Consider the following 22055-nt stretch of genomic DNA (forward strand, 5'->3'; position numbering starts at 1 on the left):
GCGTTGCTTTTTGCTGACTTTCAAGGGCGGTAACGCTTTGGGCATGCTTCGCTAAAGCAGATCGTATGCCTGTTAATTCTCTGACGATGCACTAGTGGGACCATCATCGACTGCTGATCCCGTCAGTTCCTCGGTCACGTGCTTGCCGGCCAAGCTTTCGAAGATGCCTTGATTGCCCCCTACGGCTCTCCGCGCAGTGCGCCGGAGGGCACGCGTCGCCTGTAGGCTCCTTTAAAAACCAAAGAAGGCCTTCACCTAGTCGACCCTCTGAGGTTCAAAAACCGTGGCCTGAAAGCGCCTACCTGCTTCCAGAGCGATTTTGATACGATTCCGGATAGTAGGTTTGGAGGAAATTCCTCACCCGCATCATTCCGACAAAGTAGTCGTGGAAACCGCCATAGAAAAAGAGTGTATCACTCTGGTCATCATACAAATAGGCGGTACCGAAATTGGGGCCCTCATACCAAGTCCCCTCCTTCGAAACGGGCGCGTCGGGAAGTGTGCCCAATCGGAGACGCTTCCAAGGCTCCTTCCCATCATAAATGGCGCTGATGTTGCTCGGCTCTGAGGCACCGGTGTACCCGTCGAAAGTGCAGGCGCAGATCGCCGTGAGAATGTTGCCATCAGGCAAGACAAAGGCGGAGCCCAAGGCGTTGCCTTTTTCCCCCCAGAAATCATCCCGAGGGGGCAGAATCGGCTCCGGGTCAGCCAGAACCCAATCCGTGAGGGTATTGGAGAGAAGGACCACGGTGTGGGGCTTCGGTTCATCTTCCCAGTTTTCGCAGTAGCCAATGAAGCGGTAATTTTTACCCCGAAGACGAATCGGCGCGAGTTCAGGATGACGTGCCGTATCGATGAATTCCTGAATGCGGTTGTTGCCGTGGATATCCCCAAGATCCTTCCCGGTCTCCTCCCACTCAACGAAGCGGCTCGATTCGTCTGACCGCCACCACGGCTGATTAGCACTACCTCCCGTGATCCATACATGCCCATCGCCGAAGGGATCCCGGAGGACGTTCATATCGCCGGTACACTTGAGCAACTCGTCATGGAGCCGAGTCCAATGGACACCATCGGTGGACGTAGCCGTTCCATGGAACGTGTCGTGACCGAATTTCCTCCAAACCATGTAAAAACTCCCATCGGTCCCCTTCCATACCGCTGGATTGCAGACGTCGCTGGCAAGAATGGGCTCCTTCTTCCACTCCCATTTGAAGTTCCAGTGATCGAGGGTGGGGTCGAATCTTACTTGGCTGAATTTTGCGGGGCCACCTTGACTGATCAGAAATGGACGACGGGCAGCGGGAAGATCGATGACGGTACGGAAGCTGGTGATGAGTGCTCCCGAGGATTCCCTCAGATACACAATCATGCCGTTCGAGTAGGGCGACCAGTCCATGCGCACATCATACAGAGTGCCCACCTTAAGCCGCCAATCCTGCTCAGAGGGCTTGCGGGGATGAGAATGGATCAACTTGAGTTCACCCCCCTGAGTCTTTCGATAAGCTTCGAGTGTATTTTTTTCCGGATTCAGAGTGACGAATACCGCCCTTTCACCGTCTCGAGAAGCAAAGCCGAAACCCGGCCGAGATTTCTCAGAATCTGCCATCAACCGGACCGAAAGTGTGGCCTGCGCCAAGGTCCGCCATTCTCCACCCGTATCGGTCTTGTTGATATAAACATCGGGAGTCACTGCAAAGGCAAGTTCCTCATCGCTGGATACCATGAAGGGAGTTCCTCCAGCCTCCCGAATTTCCATGTGATGGACATTCCAATGTGTGAGACCTGCAGTAAAATCATCCCTAAACCCAGTCTCTGGAACACCCCAAGACTGTGTGGCTTGCGGTTCGTCGTCCACTTCATCCAAACGAAGGGACATGTTCGTGGCGCGATTCTCCAATACGGTCGATTTGAGAAAGGTGAACTCGCTGAGGTTGACGAGCGCCGACTGGGTGTACCCACGAAAGACCAAGTAAACGTCCCTCACACCGGCCTGGGAGTTGTCCACATTGACAGCGATGTCATCCCACTTCTGCCAGCCGCCCGTGCTATCGAACTCCGCGACCCCCAGTAGCGGACCGTCGACCTGATCCAGCCTGACCTCGATTTTCCCTTCGCGGACCGACGCAAAACGCGCCTTGAACGCAGCCACCCCGCTATCAAAATCGAAATCCTCATAGACGACCCACTCGCCATTGTGAACCGAGGCGAGATTCTCCCCGCCTTCGACGCAAGCTTCGGTGCGGATGTCTCCCGATTTCTCATCGTAGGCCGTCGCGCGGATCGGACTCAGAGGATTATTGGCTGCCATCAGAGAAAGGCCGGTCCCCCAATAAATGGCAAGAAGAGACCATCTCGTGGTTTTTCTCCACCACGGCATGGCGGATGAGAATTTCAATGCTGCGCTCGGTGATCCAAAATGTTGTCGACTGCCCATAACCAATTTCGACCATCTTCTGGCCGACGCTACCCTATGGCTTGAGAGCGAAAATTCTTAGCATCCAGCCGCCGTTTTTCGACATCTGCCAATGGGCTGGCTCGGACCGTGCCCCCCCACAGGCCTCATAACGAGAAAAGCCCCCATCCCCCTCTATTCAAGGAGCCGCGCGTCAAGTGGCGACAGCACCCAGATGTCTTGCCACGGAAACAAGCCAACGCGAAAGGACTCGGCCTTCATCAGCCATCCTTTCGCCGGGTACTCCTGAATCAAACGCCACTCGGCTCAACTGCAGGTTCGGTGAGATTTCCCCGAAATGAAGCAATGCCGCCCTTTCGCGGGCAAGCGCCTCTTCGAGATCCAGCTGGGGTAACCACTGCCACTGATTTGGCAGATGTTTTCGATCCCTCAATATTTCCACACCCTCTCGGTCCATCATGATGAGATGATAACCCTGACTCCTAGGAAGTCGATAGAGCCAAGCGGCGGGCATGATGTGAACGCGATCTTCAGGAAGATCGGGAACACAATCATCAGGCCGGGAGACATCGTGCTCCAGGAGTCGTCCTGCAAGTCCTTCAGATAACCTTTCCAACTGCCAAGCAACCCATCGCGGATCCACCCCACTGGGGACGATCACTCCATAGACCCGTCCTGCATCCACTTGGACCGTTGGAAGTGATCTGCCTTGATGGCGCTCAACCGCGGACGGACCTTTCGAATCCAGCCGCGCCTGCGCCATCTCAACCACTCGCTCCTGTTGCTCCCGAGCACGGTCTCTTGCTGCTTGATAGGAACTTTCGATCTCAGCAAGGGACTCCGCATCGACTCCCATTCTGAGCCCAAGACTTCGGAGTTGACCCCAAATTCGACGACGATCCGGCTGGAGGCGAACGGCGTCCCACCATGCCTTCCATGCTTCGTTCAACATCCCCAATTGCAGGAATGCCATGCCACGAATTTCATGGGCTTCAGCTTGGGTGGAATCCATCAACAATGCCTGGTAAGAAGCCGTGCACGCTTCAAGCAGCTCGCCTCTTCCCAAAAGGCAGCGAGCCTGCAAAATCCATAAATCGGGCCTCTCGGGTGAAGTCTTGATCAACTCTCCCAAAAGGGATTCTGCCTGATCCCAGATTCGAAGATGAACCAGCACTCGGGCATAGAAAACTCCAAGCTGAAGCTCTGAAGGCGTTTGCTCCGGAACCTTCTCAAGAATTTGGTGAGCGAGGAGGAGATTGCCGGTAGCCGCCTCCAGTCCCGCACGTATGAGAGAAGAACGGAGATCGTCCGGACCGGAGACCAACTGCAGGTCTTTGGCATTTTCGAGCGCACTTCGGTAATCTCCTGCGAAATATTGGGCCTCGATGAGTTGCACGAGCCCATCGACGGCATCGGGTCGCCATGCCAGAACTCTTTCAAAGTACGGGATGGCACGTTCCCACTCGCGTTGCCGCGCCAGGGTCAGCCCTGCAAGGCGAACCCTTTCAACCCACCACCGAGCAACCGGAAGAGCGCATTCAGATAGGTGAATTCCTTCAGGGAGCTCCGCCCCAAACAAGGCCCGCTCCCGTTGCAATGCCACAGGTTCAGCGCCATGCCGCTTCAACAAATGGTCCGCAAGCTGAGTCAAGGCGAGTGCGCCTTCCCAAACGCAACCATCCGCATCATCCCCGGCCGAAAGCAGAATGCCCGGGACATCCGTGAACCCACCTGGGTCGGGATCGGGCAAGCCCACCAACCACATCAAATCACCGTCCCCCATCTGCTGACTCAGGCTCGTAACCATGGCCCCAACGAGAGCCCAGCCGGCTTCCACCAGAGATTCCAACGAAGGCGGCGCCCGCCTCAAAACCAAACGCTTGAACTCCAGCGGTAGGGAAACGACCCAGCTGGAAACCTCGCTACCGCTCTCTTGAGGGCCTTCAAGAAAGGCCGCGTGTTGGGAAACACACCGACTCACAACACCCGCCACCTGCGCCAGCAAGGGATCTCGGGACTGATCAACTTCTTGCCATCTTGGCACAAAGGCCGCGAGTTCATCCACACGCAGCTCCGCTGATTTCATCCAGCACTCCGCGACTTGGGGATACTCTCGAGCAGGCACCACCAAACGGGAGCGAGACTCGGGCTCCAAAGGGATTCGATCATTTCCAAATTCTCGATCAATCGCGGCACCGTGAATCAAGTGGGCGCCCACCACCGACGGCCACCCCACAGACCAGGTCCTCACGCCTGCCTGATCCAATCGCTCCCAAAATGCCGGAGCCTGACGGTCCTGGGCAACGATCGAGCGCAGGCATACGCCATCCACCGTCGGAATCTGAGTGCTCAACACCCCATGCTGGTCCGGAGAAACTCCGGTCATCAGGGTGGCCAGATTTCCCCAACGGGAAGGACAGGAAACTCCGGAAACGCGGTGGACTCGTGGGGAAGGAGCGCAACTCCCCACTCCTTTGAGCCACTCCTTTGCCATGGCGCATTCCTCAGCACCGGCACCCAATCCCTCAACGACAATCAGGAGCGATCTCTTCATGACGTCGAAATCGCCGAATATCCCAACCCGGGCATCATCATTCGCACTTGGACATCTCTCTCCACCCCACCAAATCGAAGACAGATGGATCGACTCCCCGGATGAGCCGCGGGATCGCCCCTGAACTCAATCCATTGACAGTCGGGATCTTCTGCCAACTTCCTCTTCACGCACTCCGCCAATAAAAGGGTGCAGATTCCGGTGGACCGCCATTTTGGAGACACATGCAACACAGCACCTTCAAAGGCCCGACGGTCCATCAACAGCGCAAATCCCACCACTTCCCCCGCTACCATCGCCACCACAGATGTCCGCATTGAAAGAGCTCCAGTTTGAGCAAGATAGTCGAGTTCGTGTCGAGATATCAGTCGCTCGCGAAGACAAATCTGACGCAACTCAATCCAGTTCTCCTCATCCCAACTCCCCAGCTCCAGGCCACGAGAGATCAGCCGTCTCCTCACTTTCTCCTCCGCCGAACTCAACCTCGCGTGACCCGACGCCGTGATCGGAATGCGATAAGATCGCAACGATTGGACCGCCTGAAAACCCCTCTCTATCAGGACCTTCCGCTCGGGGTCATCCACATTCAACCACCGACCCCAATAACGGTCCTCCTCAGACCTCAGCTCGATGGCATCCAGCAAAGCTTCACGAACCGCGCCAATCACTCCAACTTGAGGGTTCACTGCGATCCCCAAAGTCGGAACCCCCGACCAATGCTTGCACCACGAACAACCCAACAGGATTTCCCGCTGACCGGCCACCGCGATGGCTAGGGATTCCGATTCCGCCACCCAAGCCGGCAACCCAGGCCATGTGACGAGCCGAAGAGTGAGGCGATCCGCCGGAGTCGCCTCCTTGATCACAATCTCAGCCGTCGCTCGGAGCCCTTCACTCATCCACTGGGTTCGTCACCGCAACGAAATCAAGCAATCACCCGACGGCGACGCCGCAAGGCCGCCACCCCTCCGAGCAAGCCCGTCAAAACCGGCACTGAGGGCTCCGGAACCGCTCCCGCGACGATGGGAGTGTTCGCCACCGTCTCAAATGCCGCATCATGCACCGTCACCGTGTCGCCGTCGTCCGTATAACTGAAACGAACCCATCCCAACTGACCAGCAGGGGTACTAACCCCCACGTACTGATCCGATTCACTCCCGAAAAACTCCAAAAGCTCCATCTCGTTTGCCGCCACGAATCCCGCCTGAACGGTATCTCCTGCGCTCAGGATCGTTTGGGTCTGCTGGTAGCCAAACGCCTCACGCCCGCCGGGGATCGTTTTATCAAATCCAGATTCTTGGTAGTCGTCCGACGAGTAGAAACCCAACCCATTGGTCTCCGTCTGATCATAGCTGATCTGGGATCCATCGAAATGAAACACGGCCCCAACCGAGCCCGATTCCTGAATCAAGGGATCCGAGTCTTGGAAGGTCAGCTCAAAACTCTGATAGACCACCGCTCCATGAGAGGCCGCGGTTCCTAGGACAGCCACCGTAGAAGCAGCTTCCACAAGACGACTGGACGGCATTCTGCCGGAATTGGATTTTTTCTTCATATCTCTGAATGGTTCTTAATGAGTCACTAGCAAACGCCCATTTTAATGGGAACCTGAATCTCTATTCGACCTCTTCCACTCGCAGGAAGAGCCGATCGCTCACCCCTATCCCGACCTCCACCGTGCTCACCGCACCTGTGGCCGTGAAGGGCTCTCCCGCTGGGATCCACTCCTGCAGATCCAACGATTCCATCACCTGATAGCGGACGCCCTCAACCGTCGAAACCACCAAGGTAGCAAGAGGAGGAACTGCTCCAAGATCGAAAGTTTGCCCAAGAATCGCCAACTCCGACGACGGAGTCGATTCCGATGGAGTCAATACCCAATTGACCACGTCGTGATAGGCAACGATATGCCGGGTCTTCGCCGAGAATCCGACAAATCCCCTTCCCTGCTCGTCGACGGCACCTGCCGCCGTCAAATCGATGGGCAACCGGTCTGCCACCAACACCTCGTCGACGTAAATGCTCAGAGCACCGGGTTCATAGAGAATCCGCATCCGATAGGGGTCATCGGTCGGCTGCGTCACCAAGTAGATTCCCTTGTATCCCTTGGCCAAGTTCAAACCGTCGCGATCAAGATTGTAGATGGCCACCTGAGTGGAGCCGACGAAGACCTCCAAATTGGCTTGGGTTTCCCCGTCCACGTCATCGTAGGAATCGAGGACAATCGAAACCGATTTATCAGGGAAAAGAAGCCCCAGACTTGGCGCGGCGACGAACTTCTCATCCTGGTTTTGGATCGTAAATGCCAGACCATCTGCACCATTGACGTAAACTGGGAAGGCCAGTTGGGCATCAAAGATCGTCTCGAATCCGTTGGCTAGAGGCACTTTGGACATCGACCAGGCCGAGCCCGTCTGATTCGTCACCAAACCTGTGAGCCGCAACCGCATGGCATCAGGAGATTGCTGGAAGACACCGAAGTCATTGAGGATCTGACCAGCACCCACCAAGCTCATCTCACTTGACTCCGCAAAATCCGGATAATCGATCACACCCGATGGATGAAATACCTCAACTTCAAGTTCCGCGGTGCCCACGACTCCCGTCGGTCCCGTCGCGGTAAGTTGGTAGGAAGTCGTCTCAAGCGGAGAAACCTGAATGCTCCCTGCTGATTCCGCCAACTCTCCCACCGAAGACATCGAGATCCTTGTCGCGCCGATCGTGGAGTACGAAATCCACAGTGACTCTCCTTCCACGATAAACGGCGTGAGGGTCTCAAGCACCACCACCGGACGAGATTCCACTCCCGCAACCGGAATTTCTCCGATCGGCACCGATCGGGAGGTCGTCACAGGAAAATCCATCTCGGCGGCATTCTCAATCAAGGTCCAGACCTCTCCATCGACACTCCCTTCGAGGGCCCACCGAACCGGATCGCGGCCCGTGTAGTCGTTGGCCGTCGAGAAGTCGTATCCGTCGAAAGTCTTGATGGCTCCGAAATCAAAAATCACGGGTGATTGATTCGCTGAATACCATTTTGTGGTCTCGTCATCATCCACCAAGGAAGCCGCGCCTTCATCATCATTATCGGGATTCGACCCACCCGGATTGGTCGCGGACTCCACCATGACCTTGAGACCTTCGCTCAAAAACTGAAATTCTGAGAGTTGAACTATACTCCCGCCATCGCGAACCTGGATCGGAACAAAGCGAACGTATCGATACGATTGAGGAGTGCGCGCCGAAGTGCGAACTTGAAAGCTCGCTTGCGTGCTGACGCCACCTGAAATCGCAGTCAAAGTATAAGTCGTGATGCGGTTGTCAGGAGGGTGCACCACTGGAATATCCGATTCAGGATCAAGAAATTCAATGGGAGGCGAACCCGCATCATCCGTCAATGTCACCTCTTGGGCAAAAAGCACCTCATAATAGAGCTCCAATGACGTTCCGTTCTCAAAGAACGGCGGTTGCAGCAGGTCAAACAGTTCGAAGACCGCCACAACCGGAGTCACCTCTTCCGGCAATTCAAAATCACTTTCCGAGGCGGCGACCTTCCGAGAGGTCGTCACCGGATAGTCCAACACGGCATGCAATGGAACCCAATCCAAGCCATCTTCACTCCCTTCCAGAGTCCATGAAATGGGATCTCGAGATGTGAAGTCGTTTCCTGTGATATAGTTGTAGTGATCAATCGCCGTCGGACTGCCGAAATTGAAAATCAGACCTGCCGCGCTAAAAGTCCGATTGAGCCATTTGGTGTCGACGCTTCCATCGAAGGCCTTTTCCGGACCTTCGTTGTCGGGAGTCGAGCCTCCTTCATCGGTTACGGTAGCCCCCGTAACCAACACTCCATCGTGGTAAAACTGAAACTCCGATAGCTGGACCTCCGCCGTGCTGGAGCGCAGTTTCATCGGCTTGAAACGATAATACTGATACTCCACGGTGATCGCAGACACTGCGGAAGAGAACAACCCCAAGAACAACAAGCCGGCGATCGAAACGATCCGACATCTTGTCCACAACTTCATCGCTTGAAAGAAACCATTCATGATATTTTCGCCGATCTTCTCGGCGACCACGCGTTACCTAAAATCATCGAAAGCGCTGCCAATCTTCGCCGACAGGCTCCACACCACAAAATCCGATGGATCAGCCCATCTGCCTACGACGTCGCAGAGCTGAAAGCCCCCCGGCCAAGCCCAGCAGTGTGGCAGCAGCCGGTTCAGGGACGCTCATGATCGTCTGAGCTCCAGCAACTCCGGTCTCACCCGCCAAAATCGGAACCATCGCTTCCTCCTGAAACGCGGCGTCATGGAGGGTCACTGTCTTCCCGGATTCCGTATAGCTGAAACGGATCCATCCATATTGATCACTCGGAGTGGAAACTCCTAAGTAAACATCGGACGCAGATCCTTCAGGAAAGTCCATGATGGTCTCTGTCTGCGTGAAAGCGAAACCGATTTCCTCGCCAAATGTCAGCAACTCGGCGCTCTGAACGTAACCAGAGGAAGCTTCAAGATACGCCGCCATGGGATCCTTGCTCGCGCTCAACTGCTCAATCGCACCGATCGACGCGGCTCCTCCAGAACTGCTTTGACCTAAAGCAATCGTCGTTCCATTGAAGGTGATCGCTGCGAAAGATGAGCTGGTATTCGACGCGTTTGTGTCCGGATCGCTAAGTGTCTTTTCGAACGATTGATAGACGATCGCTCCGCTCGATACTCCGCTTGCAGTACTTGCCGCCAATCCGACATGCCAGATTTTGGTCTTCCAGGCCGGAATCATGAAAAGGATAGAGTCATGGGTTATGGGAAGGACTTGGGTCTCCTTCGAGGCTTAGTCAGCACGATCCGTGTCAAACAAGTTTCAAAGTAAACCCTCAAATCCAAATCAGATTAGTAAGGTTAATCGGGATTAGGAACGTTTCTTTGATTCGCCCTCATTCTCTCTAAAAAACTCACCATACACAGCTTATACCCACTCCGAATCTTCCACGGAAACCTCCATTCCGGGGCACCCAAAGAGTCGCAAATCCGGAATTCTGCGGAATTTTTCCCATCGTGGATGCCCTCTCTGTCAGATCTTCCATGGAAAGTGGATCCACCTCCACCTCGGGATCAATGGACCACTCCCGTTCGAGTCGTTTTGCGATCTCGACCCAAATATAAAACAAAGAATCGTTTCCCGGTAACGGTTTCCACGAAATATACCTGTTAGACACATCATTCATTCCGGATTTTTCTCGATTGGCGGCACGGGAATCGCTTCAAATCCATTTTTCGGCTATCTCCCATTTGCGGTGAGACCACCACCACCCCAGTCCCATGGACGCCGAGTTTTCTAGACGATTTGTCTCTCTACCATTGCTCATGACCCGACCACTATCCCTCGCTCTTCCGCTCTTGATGGCGGGAGCACTCCTGACCTCCTTCGAATCGGCCGCCGACGCCCCAACGGCGGCCGAGGACCGTTGGAAAGGAGTCATGGAGACCTTCGCACACCACGGCCCGCTTCAAACATCCGATCAGAAGCTCTCCTACTATCAGGCGCTGATTGGGAAGCTTTCCGGCTACCTCAAAGATTTCCCTGAGAGCTCCCAAGCCGATACCGCACGCAGCATTCACGCCCAACTCGTGATTGATGCCTATCTATTGGGAGACACCCATCAGGATCTTGCCAAGGCCCAAAACGATCTCGTGGCTCTAACGCAAAAATCAGATGTCGCCGAAGGGCCGATGCGCATCTTTCGACTCTATCTCCTCAAAGCGGCTTACGCGACAGGCAGTGACGTTGAATTGGTCCAGCGTCTCGACGATTTTGAAGCGGTCGGCGAGTGGTCGGAACAACCCATCGATTTTCGAATCAAGCTTGGCAAAAAGCTCTCTTCGATCCTGCCCGAACGGGGTTCCAAGCTCGTCGCAGAAGCTGAGAAGCAAGAAGCAGACAAGCTCGCTGCCATCGCAAAGGATAAGGCAGAAAAAGAGGCACTTCTCCAACAACCGATGAGCCTTCATTTCACGGCCATCGACGGTCGTGAAATCGATCTCCAGAGCCTTCGAGGCAAAGTGGTGCTCATCGATTTTTGGGCGACATGGTGCGGACCTTGCATGAAGGAGGTTCCCCACATCGTCGAAGCCTATCGGAAATATCATGACCAGGGCTTCGAAGTTGTGGGGATTTCATTTGATCAGTCGAAGGATGACGTGCTTCGCGTCACCAAGCGCGAGAACATGACATGGCCTCAGTACTTTGACGGAAAGGGTTGGGAGAACGAGCTTGGAAAGCGCTTCAAGATTCGCGCCATTCCGCAAATGTGGCTGATTGATAAAACGGGCGGACTGGCCGACCTCAATGGCCGAGAGGATCTTGAGAGCAAGATTCAGAAATTGTTGGCCCAGTAATCCTCTCCTATTTCAGCCGATGCCTTCGTTCTCGACGCGTCCTCCGGTATTGGACCTGATTGGCCAAACGCCCTTGCTGGAACTTCCTTTTCGAAAAGAGCGTTTAAGGATCTTCGCCAAAGCCGAGTTCCTCAATCCCTCGGGATCCATCAAGGACCGGCTCGCTCGTCATATCATCGAGCATGCCGAGGAAAATGGGATGCTACAGAGGGATTCCATCATCCTTGAGTGCACCTCGGGGAACACCGGCATCTCCCTATCTTTGGTGGGAGCCGCGAAAGGTTATCGGGTGAAGATTTTGATGAGCCGGACCGCAAGCATCGAGAGAAGAAACCTGATCCGCCATTTGGGAGGAGAAATCGAACTCTTCGAGCCCACCCAAGGGTACGCAACGGGCATCCACCTGGCCCAGCAGATGGCGGAGAATGACTCCCGTTATTTCCTGCCCCGACAATTCGAGAATCCTCTGAATGCAGAGGACCATGAAAGAGGCACCGCGCTTGAAATTCTTCGTCAAGTCCCTGGCCAGCGGGTCGACGCGTTCGTCTCTGGCTACGGTACCGGAGGCACCCTCACTGGCTGCGGGCGAGCGATCAAACGGGCGCATCCATCCGCTTGCGTCGTCGCTATGGAACCCGCAGAGTCTGCGATGCTCTCCGGCGAGATGCCGTGCTGTCATGGAATTGAAGGCATTGCCGGCGGCTTTGTACCTCCTCTGGTTCTATCCGCTCCAATCGATCAGCGAATCAAAGTGTCCAGCGAGGAAGCGCTGACCATGACGCAGCGCCTGGCCGCGGAGTACGGACTTCTCGTCGGGACGTCTTCCGGCGCCAACGTCTGTGCCGCCTTGCAAATGGCAAGAATGCTGGGGCCCGATGCCCAAGTCGTGACGATTCTTTGCGATCGTGCAGAGCGCTATTACTCGACTCGTCTTTTCGAGGCATCTCGGCACGTCGATGCATTCGAAAGCTCTTCGCCAGTCGCATCGAACTCCGTGGGGATGCCGACAGAGTCCGTTCTTTGCCGGTCTTGAGCGGTTGAGATTCCAATCCCTACTCGAACTCCGCTGGCTTGAAGTTGGAGCCAGCGGGAATCCGCCGTGCTCCTCAGTCATTCCCTCTTGCCGGAAGGTCCTGGGATTTTGATCCTGTGGGCCGCCGCCCAAGAGAACCCTCCATGCCGACTTCGCCACCCAGCACCCAGCACCTTGCGACCCTGATTCGACTCCTCGACGACGACACCCCAATGGTGCGCACTTCCGTGGTTCGCGAGCTCGAAGTCTATGAGGGCGACGTGAGCGATTGGGTCGATACGCTTCCCCATTCTCTCACCACAGAAGAGTCCACCATGCTGGGGCGGCTACTGCGACCCGCTCGGCGGAGACGATTGGAAATGGAGTGGGTGGTGCCGACGCGCGGCCTCCAGGCACTTTCCGAAGATTGGGAGCGCGCAGAGTCTTTGCTGCGACTCATTTCGGACTTTCTCCACGATGGAGTGAGCGTGCGACAACCTCTGGGAGACGCACTGGATTTCCTCGCTGAGGAAGCCGAGCCTGCGTTCTCCAAGGGCGGAGAGGGAGGAATGTGCGCCTATCTGCTCTCCCGGCACCTGCAAGCGGACCGTCAAAGCAGCCTCCTCCCCGAGCAATATGACCTCGCTGCTCTCGCCGAGGGTCGAAAGGGCAACTCTCTGGGACTGGGTGCGGTTCTCCTCTTGGTTGCCCATCGTTTGGGTGCGCAGATGCGGGGTGTCGACTTCCCCGGAGCCTTTTATTTGGTGATTCCTGAATCCAGCCAAGGGCACCTTACTTTTGACCCCGCAGTGGGCCTTCGCGGAATCGACCCGCAGGTGCTCACTCAGAGAATCATGAAAGCGTCCCCAGCGGTACGCGAGCATCTCCGAGCACCTTTTACCCCTGGGGACTTGCTTTTGCGCATCATCGAAGACGTGGAAGCCGCCTTTGCGGTCCACGATCAGGATGAGGAATCACATCTTTTCGCGCGCATGGCAGAAAGCCTCCAAGCTTCCTGATCTCAGGAAGCTTGTCCGGATGTTCGGTCGCAAGCGTCAGACTTCCCCGTCGGGATAGAGCTGGTGATACTTGATCGCTTCCACCGCAACGGCTGCAGCGGTTCCGTAAAGACTCTCTTCAGAGACTGTCCTCGGGACTTGAGCCACTGGCCGGGCCAAACCCATCACCAAGGGACCGAAATTCACGGCCCCCGCACAGTGTTGGAGCAGCTTCAACGAAATGTGGGCGGCATCAAGGTTGGGAAACACCAACACATCTGCCGAACTGCGGTCGACGGGATTCGGCAGTTTCCACTCCGCTGCAGCGGGGTCCATGGCCACGTCGGCCTGAACTTCGCCTTCGATCCAGAAATCCAACCCCTCCTCAGAAACCCGGTCGCGAGCGATCGCGGCAGCGGCGGCCACTTTACGCGCCGGGGCGGTTCCTGCTGATCCCTTGGTCGAGTGGCTCAACAGAGCAATTCGTGGTTTTCGGCCCAACATGTGGCGGGCGAGCTTGCCGGTCTCGATCGCAATGGCAGCAAGATCATCCGTACTCGGCTCGGGAATCATCCCCGTGTCGGCGAGGAAAACCAATCCGTCCTCGCCAAAATGAGCAAGATGGGGCGCCGAAAGCACCGTCACGCCGAAGAATTTCGGCACTTCCGGAAGCGGTTTGATGCTCTGGATCAAGGCCCGGAACAAAGCCGTTGGCATCGAGTTGTTGCCGCCAACCATCGCGTCCGCTTGGCCATATTGGATCATCAAGGCCCCAAAGACATGTGGACGGGAAACGACCTGTTCGATGCTGTCGGTGACCGCTCCCCGGTAGCGAAGGATCTTTTCGTAACGCTGGCAAAACAGCGGAAAGTCAGCTGCTTGAGCAGGATTCAGCACTTTGACGAACTTCAAGCTGACACCATGCTCTGCCGCCAAGGCGCGAATCGCCTCGATATTCCCGAGCAGAATCGGAACGATCGCTTGCTCTTCGACGAGCCGCGCTGCGACATGCAGCACGCGTAAGTCCTCCCCATCCGTGAAAACCACCCGTTTCGGATGTCGTTTCAACTGCGCGATCAAGGGGTCGGTAAATCGCGCGACAGCTTGGACTTGGCTTGTTTCGAGGTTCATCAAAAATCGTGGGCGCTCCCCAGCGAAGATAGAGCCCGTTAGGAAACCGCCGCAACCCATAATCGCCCATGCCTGCAGACTACCACACGCACACGCCACTTTGCCGCCACGCCGAAGGGGAGCCGGAAGCCTACGTGGACGCGGCCATCTCCTCAGGGATCAGTGCCTTCGGCATGTCCGACCATGCACCAGCTCTCCCCGAACCCTTCGACGACTGGAGGATGGAGGAAAAAGAACTCCCCGAGTATTTTCGGCTCATCGAGCGGGCCCGCAGCCATGCTGCGGACCGAATTCCCGTCCGCGCGGGGTTGGAATGCGACTGGCTACCGGGATGCGAGGGGTGGATCGAGGACCTCGCCGGACGCTATTCCTGGGACTACTTGATCGGATCCGTCCATTACCTTGACGACTGGGATTTCGACAATCCCAAGTGGCTCGGTCGCTGGGCGGAGACGGACGTCGATGCGGTCTGGCACCACTATTGGAAAACCTACGCTCGCATGGCCCAAAGCGGGCTTTTCGACATTTTGGGCCACCCCGACCTCATCAAGAAATTCTCTTTTCGTCCCGCCGGGGACCTCCGCAGGTTTTACGAGCCGGCCATCGAAGCCATCGCCCATTCCGGCAAAGCGATCGAACTCAATACCGCGGGTTGGCACAAACCTTGTGCCGAGGCGTATCCCAGCGAGAGCTTCCTTTCACTGGCCCACCAAGCCGGAATCCCTCTGGTCATTTCCTCCGATGCCCATGCCCCCACCGAGGTGGCGCGGGACTTCGAAAGAGCCATCACCCTCGCCCATGCGTGCGGTTATCGAGAAACAGCTCTTTTCGAGGACCGCCGACGCAGCTTCGAGCCTCTTAGTCCCCTCACTCCCCTTCAACCGTACGAATGATCTCATCGAATACGGCCTCTGCCGACGAGACCGTGCTCTTGGCGCCGAGAATCACGGGCTGAAAACCCTCGGCCACTTGGTCGCGCCCGTGAGAGCCCTTCACCAGACTGGCATCCAGAGGAATCACTTCAAGCAAACCTCGTAAGCCCAACTTCTTCTTCAAGAGGAACCTGGCAATTTTCCACTTCGGAAATGCCAGCGCGGGATCCAAAAACAACTCGGCCGGATCATACCCTGGCTTGCGGTGAATATCGATGGTTCGCGCAAAGTCCGGTGCCTTCGCGTCGTCCTCCCAGAAATAATAGCTGAACCAAGCTCCCGGTTCCGCCACCACCACGAAATCCCCACTGCGGTCCCCGTCGATCGAGTCCCGCACTTCGGCCACCCCATCGAGACTCTGCAAGAAGCTCCTCAACTCCGAAGTCGGACCGTGAACCGAGTAGACATGGGCCACTTGGTGGTCGGCCACAGCCATCACTTCAGAGCCGAAAACATCCAAAGTTTCTCGACCCAGTTCGTCTTTGACCTGGAGCCAGCCTTGCTTGCGAAGTTCGCGATTGATCGCAATTGGCCGGTCGACCGCCTCAATGCCGTATTCCGATACCACCCGGACCGCAATGCCACGCTCCTCATAGAAAGTGATCAGTTCCCCGGCAACCCGGTCAATGGACTCCAATTCTGCAACCATTTCAGGCGCTTCTGGCCCCCACTTTTGCAGACCGTAGTCCAGATGGGGCAGGTAGACGAGGGATAGGGTCGGCTGTGCCTTTTCTTCGGTCCAGCGAGCTGCCTGAGCAATCCATTCCGAGGCGGCAATTCCAGCAGCAGGCCCCCAAAAGGCAGGAAAAGGAAAGTCCCCCAAGTCCCCTTTTACTTCCTCTCGCCACTCCAAGGGTTGAGTGTGAATATCGAAAACCTTGCGACCATCTGCCGGATACAAAGGCCGGGGAGTCATCGCGAAATCTGCGGCAGTGGCCATGTTGTACCACCAGAATAAATTCGCACAGGTGAAGGATGGATACCTAGCTCTCAGAACCTCCCAGATTTTGGGCGACCTCACCAAGCGATTGCTCTGTTTCCAAAATCGCACTTCTGCGGACTCGCGATCATACCAGCCATTCGCCACAATCCCATGATCCGATGGTGGCTGGCCCGTCAGCATTGAGGACTGAGCAGTGCAGGTGACAGCGGGAAAAGCCGGAGCAAACGATTGAGTCCCCCGCTCTTCCGCAAATGCCGTAAGACGCGGCATTCTCTCACCCAGCAAGGATCGAGAAAGCCCGACGACATTGATCACTGCCGTTCTCTGCATGGCCCCACCCTTCCGCCAGCCTGCTCACGATGCCAGATCAAATCCTCGCCTGATGAAATGTTCAGTTTTTTGTGAACATCACTCTTATCCCTCTCTTGCCGACCCCCACTTTTCGTGCATTTCCGAATTGCATGTTCAGGATTTTTTGAACTAAAAATCCCCATGAAGCTTTTCGGGACTGATGGCATTCGAGGTCGGGCAAATGAATTTCCGATCACTCCGGAAGTCGCTCTCCGTGTGGGTCAAGCGGTCGCCCAGGTGCTCAAATCGAAGGGTCAGCGAGGCCATCGGGTGGTGGTTGGAAAAGACACCCGGATATCAGGCTACATGCTAGAGACCGCTTTGACGGCTGGCCTGGTGTCGTCGGGCATGGATGTTTACCTACCGGGCCCCCTCCCCACCCCCGCGATTGCCCACCTTACCAAATCGATGGGTTGCGCAGCTGGCATCATGCTCACCGCCTCGCACAATCCTTTCGAAGACAATGGCCTGAAGATTTTCGGACCCGATGGATTCAAACTCAACGACGAGCTTGAAGGATGGATCGAGCGCCACATTCTCGGAGAGGAAGGCGATGCCCCTGCAGTACCACCGGCTCAAATTGGCAAAGCACACCGCATCGACGATGCTCGGGGCCGCTATATCGAGTATGCCAAGCACACGGCCGACAACATCCCACTGCATGGCCTCAAAATTGTCGTCGATTGCGGCCATGGAGCCGCCTGGTTCATCGCGCCCCTGATTTTTCGGGAACTCGGTGCAGAAGTGATCAAGACGGGCTGCACCCCAGACGGCATCAACATAAATGACGGCTGCGGAGCTCTGCATCCGGAACATGCCGGACAACTTGTGCGCGCCCACGGAGCGGATCTCGGGATTTCCTTTGATGGGGATGCCGACCGGGTGATTTTCACCGACGCCACCGGGACCCCGGTTTCCGGCGATCGCATTCTCGCCCTCAGCGCATTGGCATTGAAGGAACAAGGGAAGCTGAAAGGCGACACCATTGCGGTGACCGTGATGAGCAATCTCGGCCTCCATGAAGCCATGACAAAGAACGGCATCAGGGTGCTGACCACCGCAGTGGGCGACCGCCACGTCATTGAAGCCTTGCGAGAGAACCACAGCTCCTTTGGCGGAGAAAACTCCGGACACTTGATTTTCGCCGACCACGCCACCACGGGCGACGGCATCCTCTCCGCACTCCAAGTGCTGGGAATGATGAAGCGCCGGCAGGCGTCTCTGGCAGAATTGGCGAACTGCATGACGGAGTTTCCCCAGAAACTCATCAATCTTCCCGTGGCCTCCAAACCACCTATCTCCACCCTCCCCTTGCTGAATCAGGCCATGGCGGAGGCAGAAGCGGCTTTCGGGAACGAAGGCCGCCAATTGATCCGCTATTCCGGCACCGAGAACAAAATCCGCATTCTTGTGGAACACCGAGACGCCGCCACCGTGGAGGAATGGACGGGCCGATTCATCCGCGTGGTCCAGCAAGAACTCGGAGCCGCCTAACTCGCCACCATGCCTGTCCTCGACCACCGCAGCATCCCCGATTTCCCGATTGGAAATCGTCCCCTTCGAGACCACCACCGAGCCTGGGGTTCCCGCTGGAGCTTTCATCCTCACGCCTGGATCTCTCCAAACGACCTCGCAGAGCTCAAGACAAGCGGCGCCCATTCTTTGATGGACGCCTCGGGTACCCGCCTCGCTTGGCTGGAAACATCCTCCGCTTCTGACGACTCCAAGCTTCCCGCGCAGGAGTCTTTCCTCATCGTCCACTCTTGGGACCTGCTACGGGCTCAAGAACTCTACGTTGGTGCGATGGAGGCCGACCTCGAGACCATGGCCACCCTTCGCTCGACTGGTCAAATTCACCCTCTCGCCGTCATCGATGGAGCGGTGGTGATCGGTCCTGGAACGCGCATCCTTCCTGGAGTCGTCATCGAGGGCAATGTGGTCATCGGCTCCGATTGCAAAATTGGCCCCAACTGCTACCTGCGGGGGAGCACTTCGATTGGCGACCGCTGCCACGTCGGAAATGCTGTTGAAATCAAGAATTCCATCCTGCTCTCCGGCACCAACGTCGGACACCTGTCCTACGTCGGCGACTCGATTCTCGGCGAAAAAGTCAATTTGGGTGCCGGCACGGTGACCTCCAATCTGCGCCACGATGGCAAAAACCATCGGACCCTGATCGACGGCTCTCTCGTTGATACCGGTCGCCGGAAATTCGGCACGATCATCGGCGATGGCGTCCACACCGGCATTCACACATCCATTTATCCCGGCCGAAAATTGGGCACGGGCACCTCGACTCTCCCGGGACAAATCGTCAAAACTGACCTCCCCAGCTCACTCTAATTTCTTTCTCACATCATGTGCGGCATCGTCGGATACATCGGTAAAGCCTCCGCCCCCTCCATTCTCATCAACGGCCTTCGCCGCCTCGAATATCGCGGCTACGATTCTGCAGGTCTTGCCGTGCTGGAGGATGGCCGGGTGATTGTCAGCAAAGCCCCGGGGAAAGTTGCCTCCCTTCACGAAAAGGCCCGACACGATTGGCCCGCGGAACGATTTGCCCGCTGCAATACCGGCATCGCCCACACCCGCTGGGCCACTCACGGCCCGCCAACTGAAATCAACGCTCACCCGCACCTTGATGAAAGCGGCGACATCGCGCTCGTGCACAATGGCATCATTGAGAATTATCGATCTCTGCGAACCCGCCTCGAATCGAAAGGGCATCACTTCTACTCCGAGACGGACACTGAAGTCCTCTCCCATCTGATTGGCGACAACGATAAGGGCGATTTGTTCCAAGCCGTTTGCGATGCCCTCCATCAAGTGGAAGGCACCTTCGGCATCGCCGTGGTCTCCGCACGCGAACCCGATCGCATCATCACCGCACGCCGCGGCAGCCCGATTGTGATCGGAGTCGGCGACGGTGAAACTATCATCGCATCCGACGCCTCCGCGATCATCTCCCACACCCGGCAGGTGATCTATCTGGAGGACAATGACATCGCCATCGTCACGGCCGATCATGTCGAAATTCGCGATCTTGATCAGGTTCCGGTGACCCGCGAGGTGGCGGAACTCGGCTTCGATGCCGAAGCGGCGGAAAAAGGAGGCTTTGAGCATTTCATGCTCAAGGAGATCCATGAGCAGCCCGATGCCCTGCGCAACGCCATTCGTGGCCGACTCGACTTCAACCTCGGCTCGTCGGTGCTCTCGGGCATGGGATCGTCTGCTCGCGACCTCGCGGAAATTCAGCGGGTGGTCATGGTCGGCTGTGGAACCTCCCTTCACGCAGGGCTCGTCGGTGAGTACGCCTTTGAAGACCTCGCCGATGTCCACGCGGAGGTTCAACAAGCCGCTGAATTCCGATACCGCAACCCCCTCATCACTCGTAGCGATCTCGTCGTTGCCATTTCACAGTCTGGAGAAACGGCCGACACCTTGGCTGCCGTCCGTGAGGCCAATCAGAAAGGCGCCTTTGTGATGGGACTGTGTAACGTCGTCGGTTCCACCATTTCCCGGGAAACGGGACGCGGCGTGTATTTGCACGCAGGGCCTGAAATCTCCGTGGCATCGACCAAGGCCTTCACCTGCCAGGTGGCGGTGCTCCTCATGATGGCTCTCAAACTCGGTCGAGGTCGACGCTTCTCCCGCGAAGAAGGAACGCGCCTCGCCCGGGAAATCGAGAGACTCCCCGAACTGGTCGAGAAGGTCGTGACCCAAAGTGCCCGTATCGCAGATATCGCCAAGCGATACGCAGACCACGAACACACCTTCTTCATTGGGCGGGGATATCTCTACCCGGTGGCCCTGGAGGGAGCCCTCAAACTCAAAGAGATCTCGTACATTCACGCCGAAGGCTACCACGCCGCCGAGCTCAAGCATGGCCCGATTGCCTTGCTGGTCGAAGGCACCCCTGTCATCGCACTCGCCAACGATATCCCAGGCAAAGACAAGACCCTAGGGAATGTTGAAGAGTGCCGGGCACGTGGCGCTCGCATCCTCGGCGTCATCACAGAAGGAGACCACGAAGCCGCGGAATTCATGGACGACGTCATTGAGATCCCCGCCTGCCATCCTCTGGTCTCCACCATTCCGACCGCCGTCGCCCTGCAGCTCCTCTCCTACCACATTGCCCGCCACCGCGGCTGCGAAATCGACCAACCCCGGAACCTCGCGAAGTCCGTCACCGTCGAATAGTCACCGACTGAGATCCGATCGGAAAGGACTCCCTCTCTACCCCCTCCTGAAAAATCAATCCCCGGACGTCGGTGGGGGTCACCAGCGTCCGGGGACTTTCATTTCGGGGGAATTGTCTTTCCGCAAGCCATTGGGGGATCGCTTGTCGTGAAAGGTGCATCCACGATTTCCGCAGGGCGGTTCCGTGTGAAGACGTCGGGAGCATGAACGCATTTCTTCGCTCTCCTATCACGCGATCACGGATCACCAATTCCTGCATCAATGAGGCCTTGCCGGTTTTCGTCAGCGTCCCCAGCATGCCTCCCGATGCAAGGCTACCTGGATCTCCTCCGCGATGTTCTCGAGAACGGGGAGCACCGCGCCGACCGGACCGGCACGGGAACGTGGGCGGTTTTCGGGCGCCAGGTCCGCTTCGATCTGCGCCAAGGATTCCCCTGCCTCACCACCAAGAAGCTCCACCTCCGGTCCATCATTCATGAACTCCTATGGTTCCTGAAAGGCGACACCAACATTGCCTACCTCAAAGAACATGGCGTCCGCATTTGGGACGAGTGGGCAGATGAGAAGGGCGACCTAGGACCGGTGTACGGAAGACAATGGAGATCTTTCCCACGCCCCAACGGTGGCCAAGTCGATCAAATCGCCGAGCTAGTCCGCGACCTCAAAGAGAAACCCCATTCTCGCCGACATCTCGTGGTCGCCTGGAACCCGGGTGAAATTGAATCCATGGCACTGCCTCCCTGCCATTGCCTTTTCCAGTTCTTCGTCCATGAGCCCGATTCCGCACAACCCGGACTCTCCTGCCAACTTTACCAGCGCTCGGCCGATCTCTTTCTCGGAGTCCCCTTCAACATCGCTTCCTACGCATTGTTGACGCAAATGCTGGCTCAGGTTTGCGGCTATCAAGCCCGCGAATTCATTCACACCTTCGGCGATCTCCATCTCTACCAGAACCACCTCGACCAAGCCCGCCTCCAACTGACTCGGGATCCCCGGCCTCTGCCATCCATGCAGATCAATCCTACGGTCACCCGGCTCGAAGACTTTTCTTTCGAGGATTTCACTCTCACCGACTACGATCCTCACCCGCACATCAAGGCTGAGGTGTCCGTCTGAT

The 22055-nt window shown here is 56.7% G+C and carries 16 protein-coding genes; 8 read left to right on the forward strand and 8 right to left on the reverse strand.

The genetic code is table 11. From position 1 onward, the window contains the following. Positions 1 to 298: 298 nt before the first annotated feature. From HNR46_RS10740 to HNR46_RS10765, 6 genes are all read right to left on the reverse strand, one after another. Positions 299 to 2311 (reverse strand): carbohydrate-binding protein, encoded by a 2013-nt coding sequence (locus HNR46_RS10740; RefSeq protein WP_184018636.1) that lies wholly within the window; start codon positions 2309 to 2311, stop codon positions 299 to 301. Between the two features lie 298 nt (positions 2312 to 2609). Beyond that, positions 2610 to 4970, reverse strand: coding sequence for a tetratricopeptide repeat protein (locus tag HNR46_RS10745; protein WP_184018638.1), 2361 nt, complete (start codon positions 4968 to 4970; stop codon positions 2610 to 2612). Further along, a complete protein-coding gene (locus HNR46_RS10750; protein ID WP_184018640.1) occupies positions 4967 to 5869 on the reverse strand; it encodes a GNAT family protein in 903 nt (300 codons plus the stop codon). The genes HNR46_RS10745 and HNR46_RS10750 overlap by 4 nt, the downstream gene beginning before the upstream one ends. Before the next feature lie 26 nt (positions 5870 to 5895). Further along, positions 5896 to 6525: a PEP-CTERM sorting domain-containing protein gene (locus HNR46_RS10755; protein WP_184018642.1), complete on the reverse strand. Its 630-nt coding sequence runs from the start codon at positions 6523 to 6525 to the stop codon at positions 5896 to 5898. Positions 6526 to 6586: 61 nt separating this feature from the next. Next, positions 6587 to 8998, reverse strand: coding sequence for a lectin-like domain-containing protein (locus HNR46_RS10760; RefSeq protein WP_184018644.1), 2412 nt, complete (start codon positions 8996 to 8998; stop codon positions 6587 to 6589). 121 nt (positions 8999 to 9119) lie between these two features. Continuing rightward, entirely contained in the window at positions 9120 to 9755 is a 636-nt protein-coding gene (locus tag HNR46_RS10765) for a VPLPA-CTERM sorting domain-containing protein (RefSeq protein ID WP_184018646.1), read from the reverse strand. 584 nt (positions 9756 to 10339) lie between these two features. On the opposite strand from HNR46_RS10765, the gene HNR46_RS20635 reads away from it, so the two are divergent. From HNR46_RS20635 to HNR46_RS10780, 3 genes are all read left to right on the forward strand, one after another. After that, on the forward strand, positions 10340 to 11371 hold the full coding sequence (locus HNR46_RS20635; RefSeq protein WP_221285120.1) for a TlpA family protein disulfide reductase: 1032 nt from the start codon (positions 10340 to 10342) through the stop codon (positions 11369 to 11371). A gap of 19 nt (positions 11372 to 11390) precedes the next feature. Continuing rightward, complete coding sequence (locus HNR46_RS10775; RefSeq protein WP_184018648.1) at positions 11391 to 12404, forward strand: PLP-dependent cysteine synthase family protein; 1014 nt, start codon at positions 11391 to 11393, stop codon at positions 12402 to 12404. A gap of 143 nt (positions 12405 to 12547) precedes the next feature. After that, positions 12548 to 13402 (forward strand): transglutaminase family protein, encoded by an 855-nt coding sequence (locus HNR46_RS10780; protein ID WP_184018650.1) that lies wholly within the window; start codon positions 12548 to 12550, stop codon positions 13400 to 13402. Between the two features lie 36 nt (positions 13403 to 13438). On the opposite strand, the gene HNR46_RS10785 is transcribed toward HNR46_RS10780, so the two are convergent. Continuing rightward, positions 13439 to 14512 carry a phosphate acyltransferase gene (locus HNR46_RS10785; RefSeq protein WP_184018652.1) on the reverse strand — a complete coding sequence of 358 codons (1074 nt, stop codon included), beginning with the start codon at positions 14510 to 14512 and terminating at the stop codon, positions 13439 to 13441. 68 nt (positions 14513 to 14580) lie between these two features. Here HNR46_RS10785 and HNR46_RS10790 point away from each other — a divergent pair, with 68 nt between their 5' ends. After that, the gene (locus HNR46_RS10790; RefSeq protein WP_184018654.1) at positions 14581 to 15405 is read left to right on the forward strand and encodes a histidinol-phosphatase HisJ family protein; all 825 of its coding nucleotides are present in this window, start codon (positions 14581 to 14583) and stop codon (positions 15403 to 15405) included. On the opposite strand, the gene HNR46_RS10795 is transcribed toward HNR46_RS10790, so the two are convergent. Beyond that, positions 15380 to 16717, reverse strand: a complete 1338-nt coding sequence (locus tag HNR46_RS10795; RefSeq protein ID WP_184018656.1) for an alkaline phosphatase family protein — start codon at positions 16715 to 16717, stop codon at positions 15380 to 15382. The genes HNR46_RS10790 and HNR46_RS10795 overlap by 26 nt on opposite strands. Before the next feature lie 162 nt (positions 16718 to 16879). Here HNR46_RS10795 and glmM point away from each other — a divergent pair, with 162 nt between their 5' ends. The 4 genes from glmM (at position 16880) to HNR46_RS10815 (ending at position 22054) form a co-directional block, all read left to right on the forward strand. Next, a complete protein-coding gene (gene glmM / locus HNR46_RS10800; protein ID WP_184018659.1) occupies positions 16880 to 18232 on the forward strand; it encodes a phosphoglucosamine mutase in 1353 nt (450 codons plus the stop codon). A 9-nt stretch (positions 18233 to 18241) separates the two neighbouring features. Next, positions 18242 to 19081, forward strand: coding sequence for a hypothetical protein (locus HNR46_RS10805; RefSeq protein WP_184018661.1), 840 nt, complete (start codon positions 18242 to 18244; stop codon positions 19079 to 19081). 15 nt (positions 19082 to 19096) lie between these two features. Further along, positions 19097 to 20938, forward strand: coding sequence for a glutamine--fructose-6-phosphate transaminase (isomerizing) (gene glmS, locus HNR46_RS10810; RefSeq protein ID WP_184018662.1), 1842 nt, complete (start codon positions 19097 to 19099; stop codon positions 20936 to 20938). A 306-nt stretch (positions 20939 to 21244) separates the two neighbouring features. Next, on the forward strand, positions 21245 to 22054 hold the full coding sequence (locus tag HNR46_RS10815) for a thymidylate synthase (protein WP_184018663.1): 810 nt from the start codon (positions 21245 to 21247) through the stop codon (positions 22052 to 22054). Position 22055 lies beyond the last annotated feature (1 nt).

Origin of the sequence: Haloferula luteola (genome assembly GCF_014201715.1) — a bacterium.
GTDB lineage: Bacteria > Verrucomicrobiota > Verrucomicrobiia > Verrucomicrobiales > Akkermansiaceae > Haloferula > Haloferula luteola.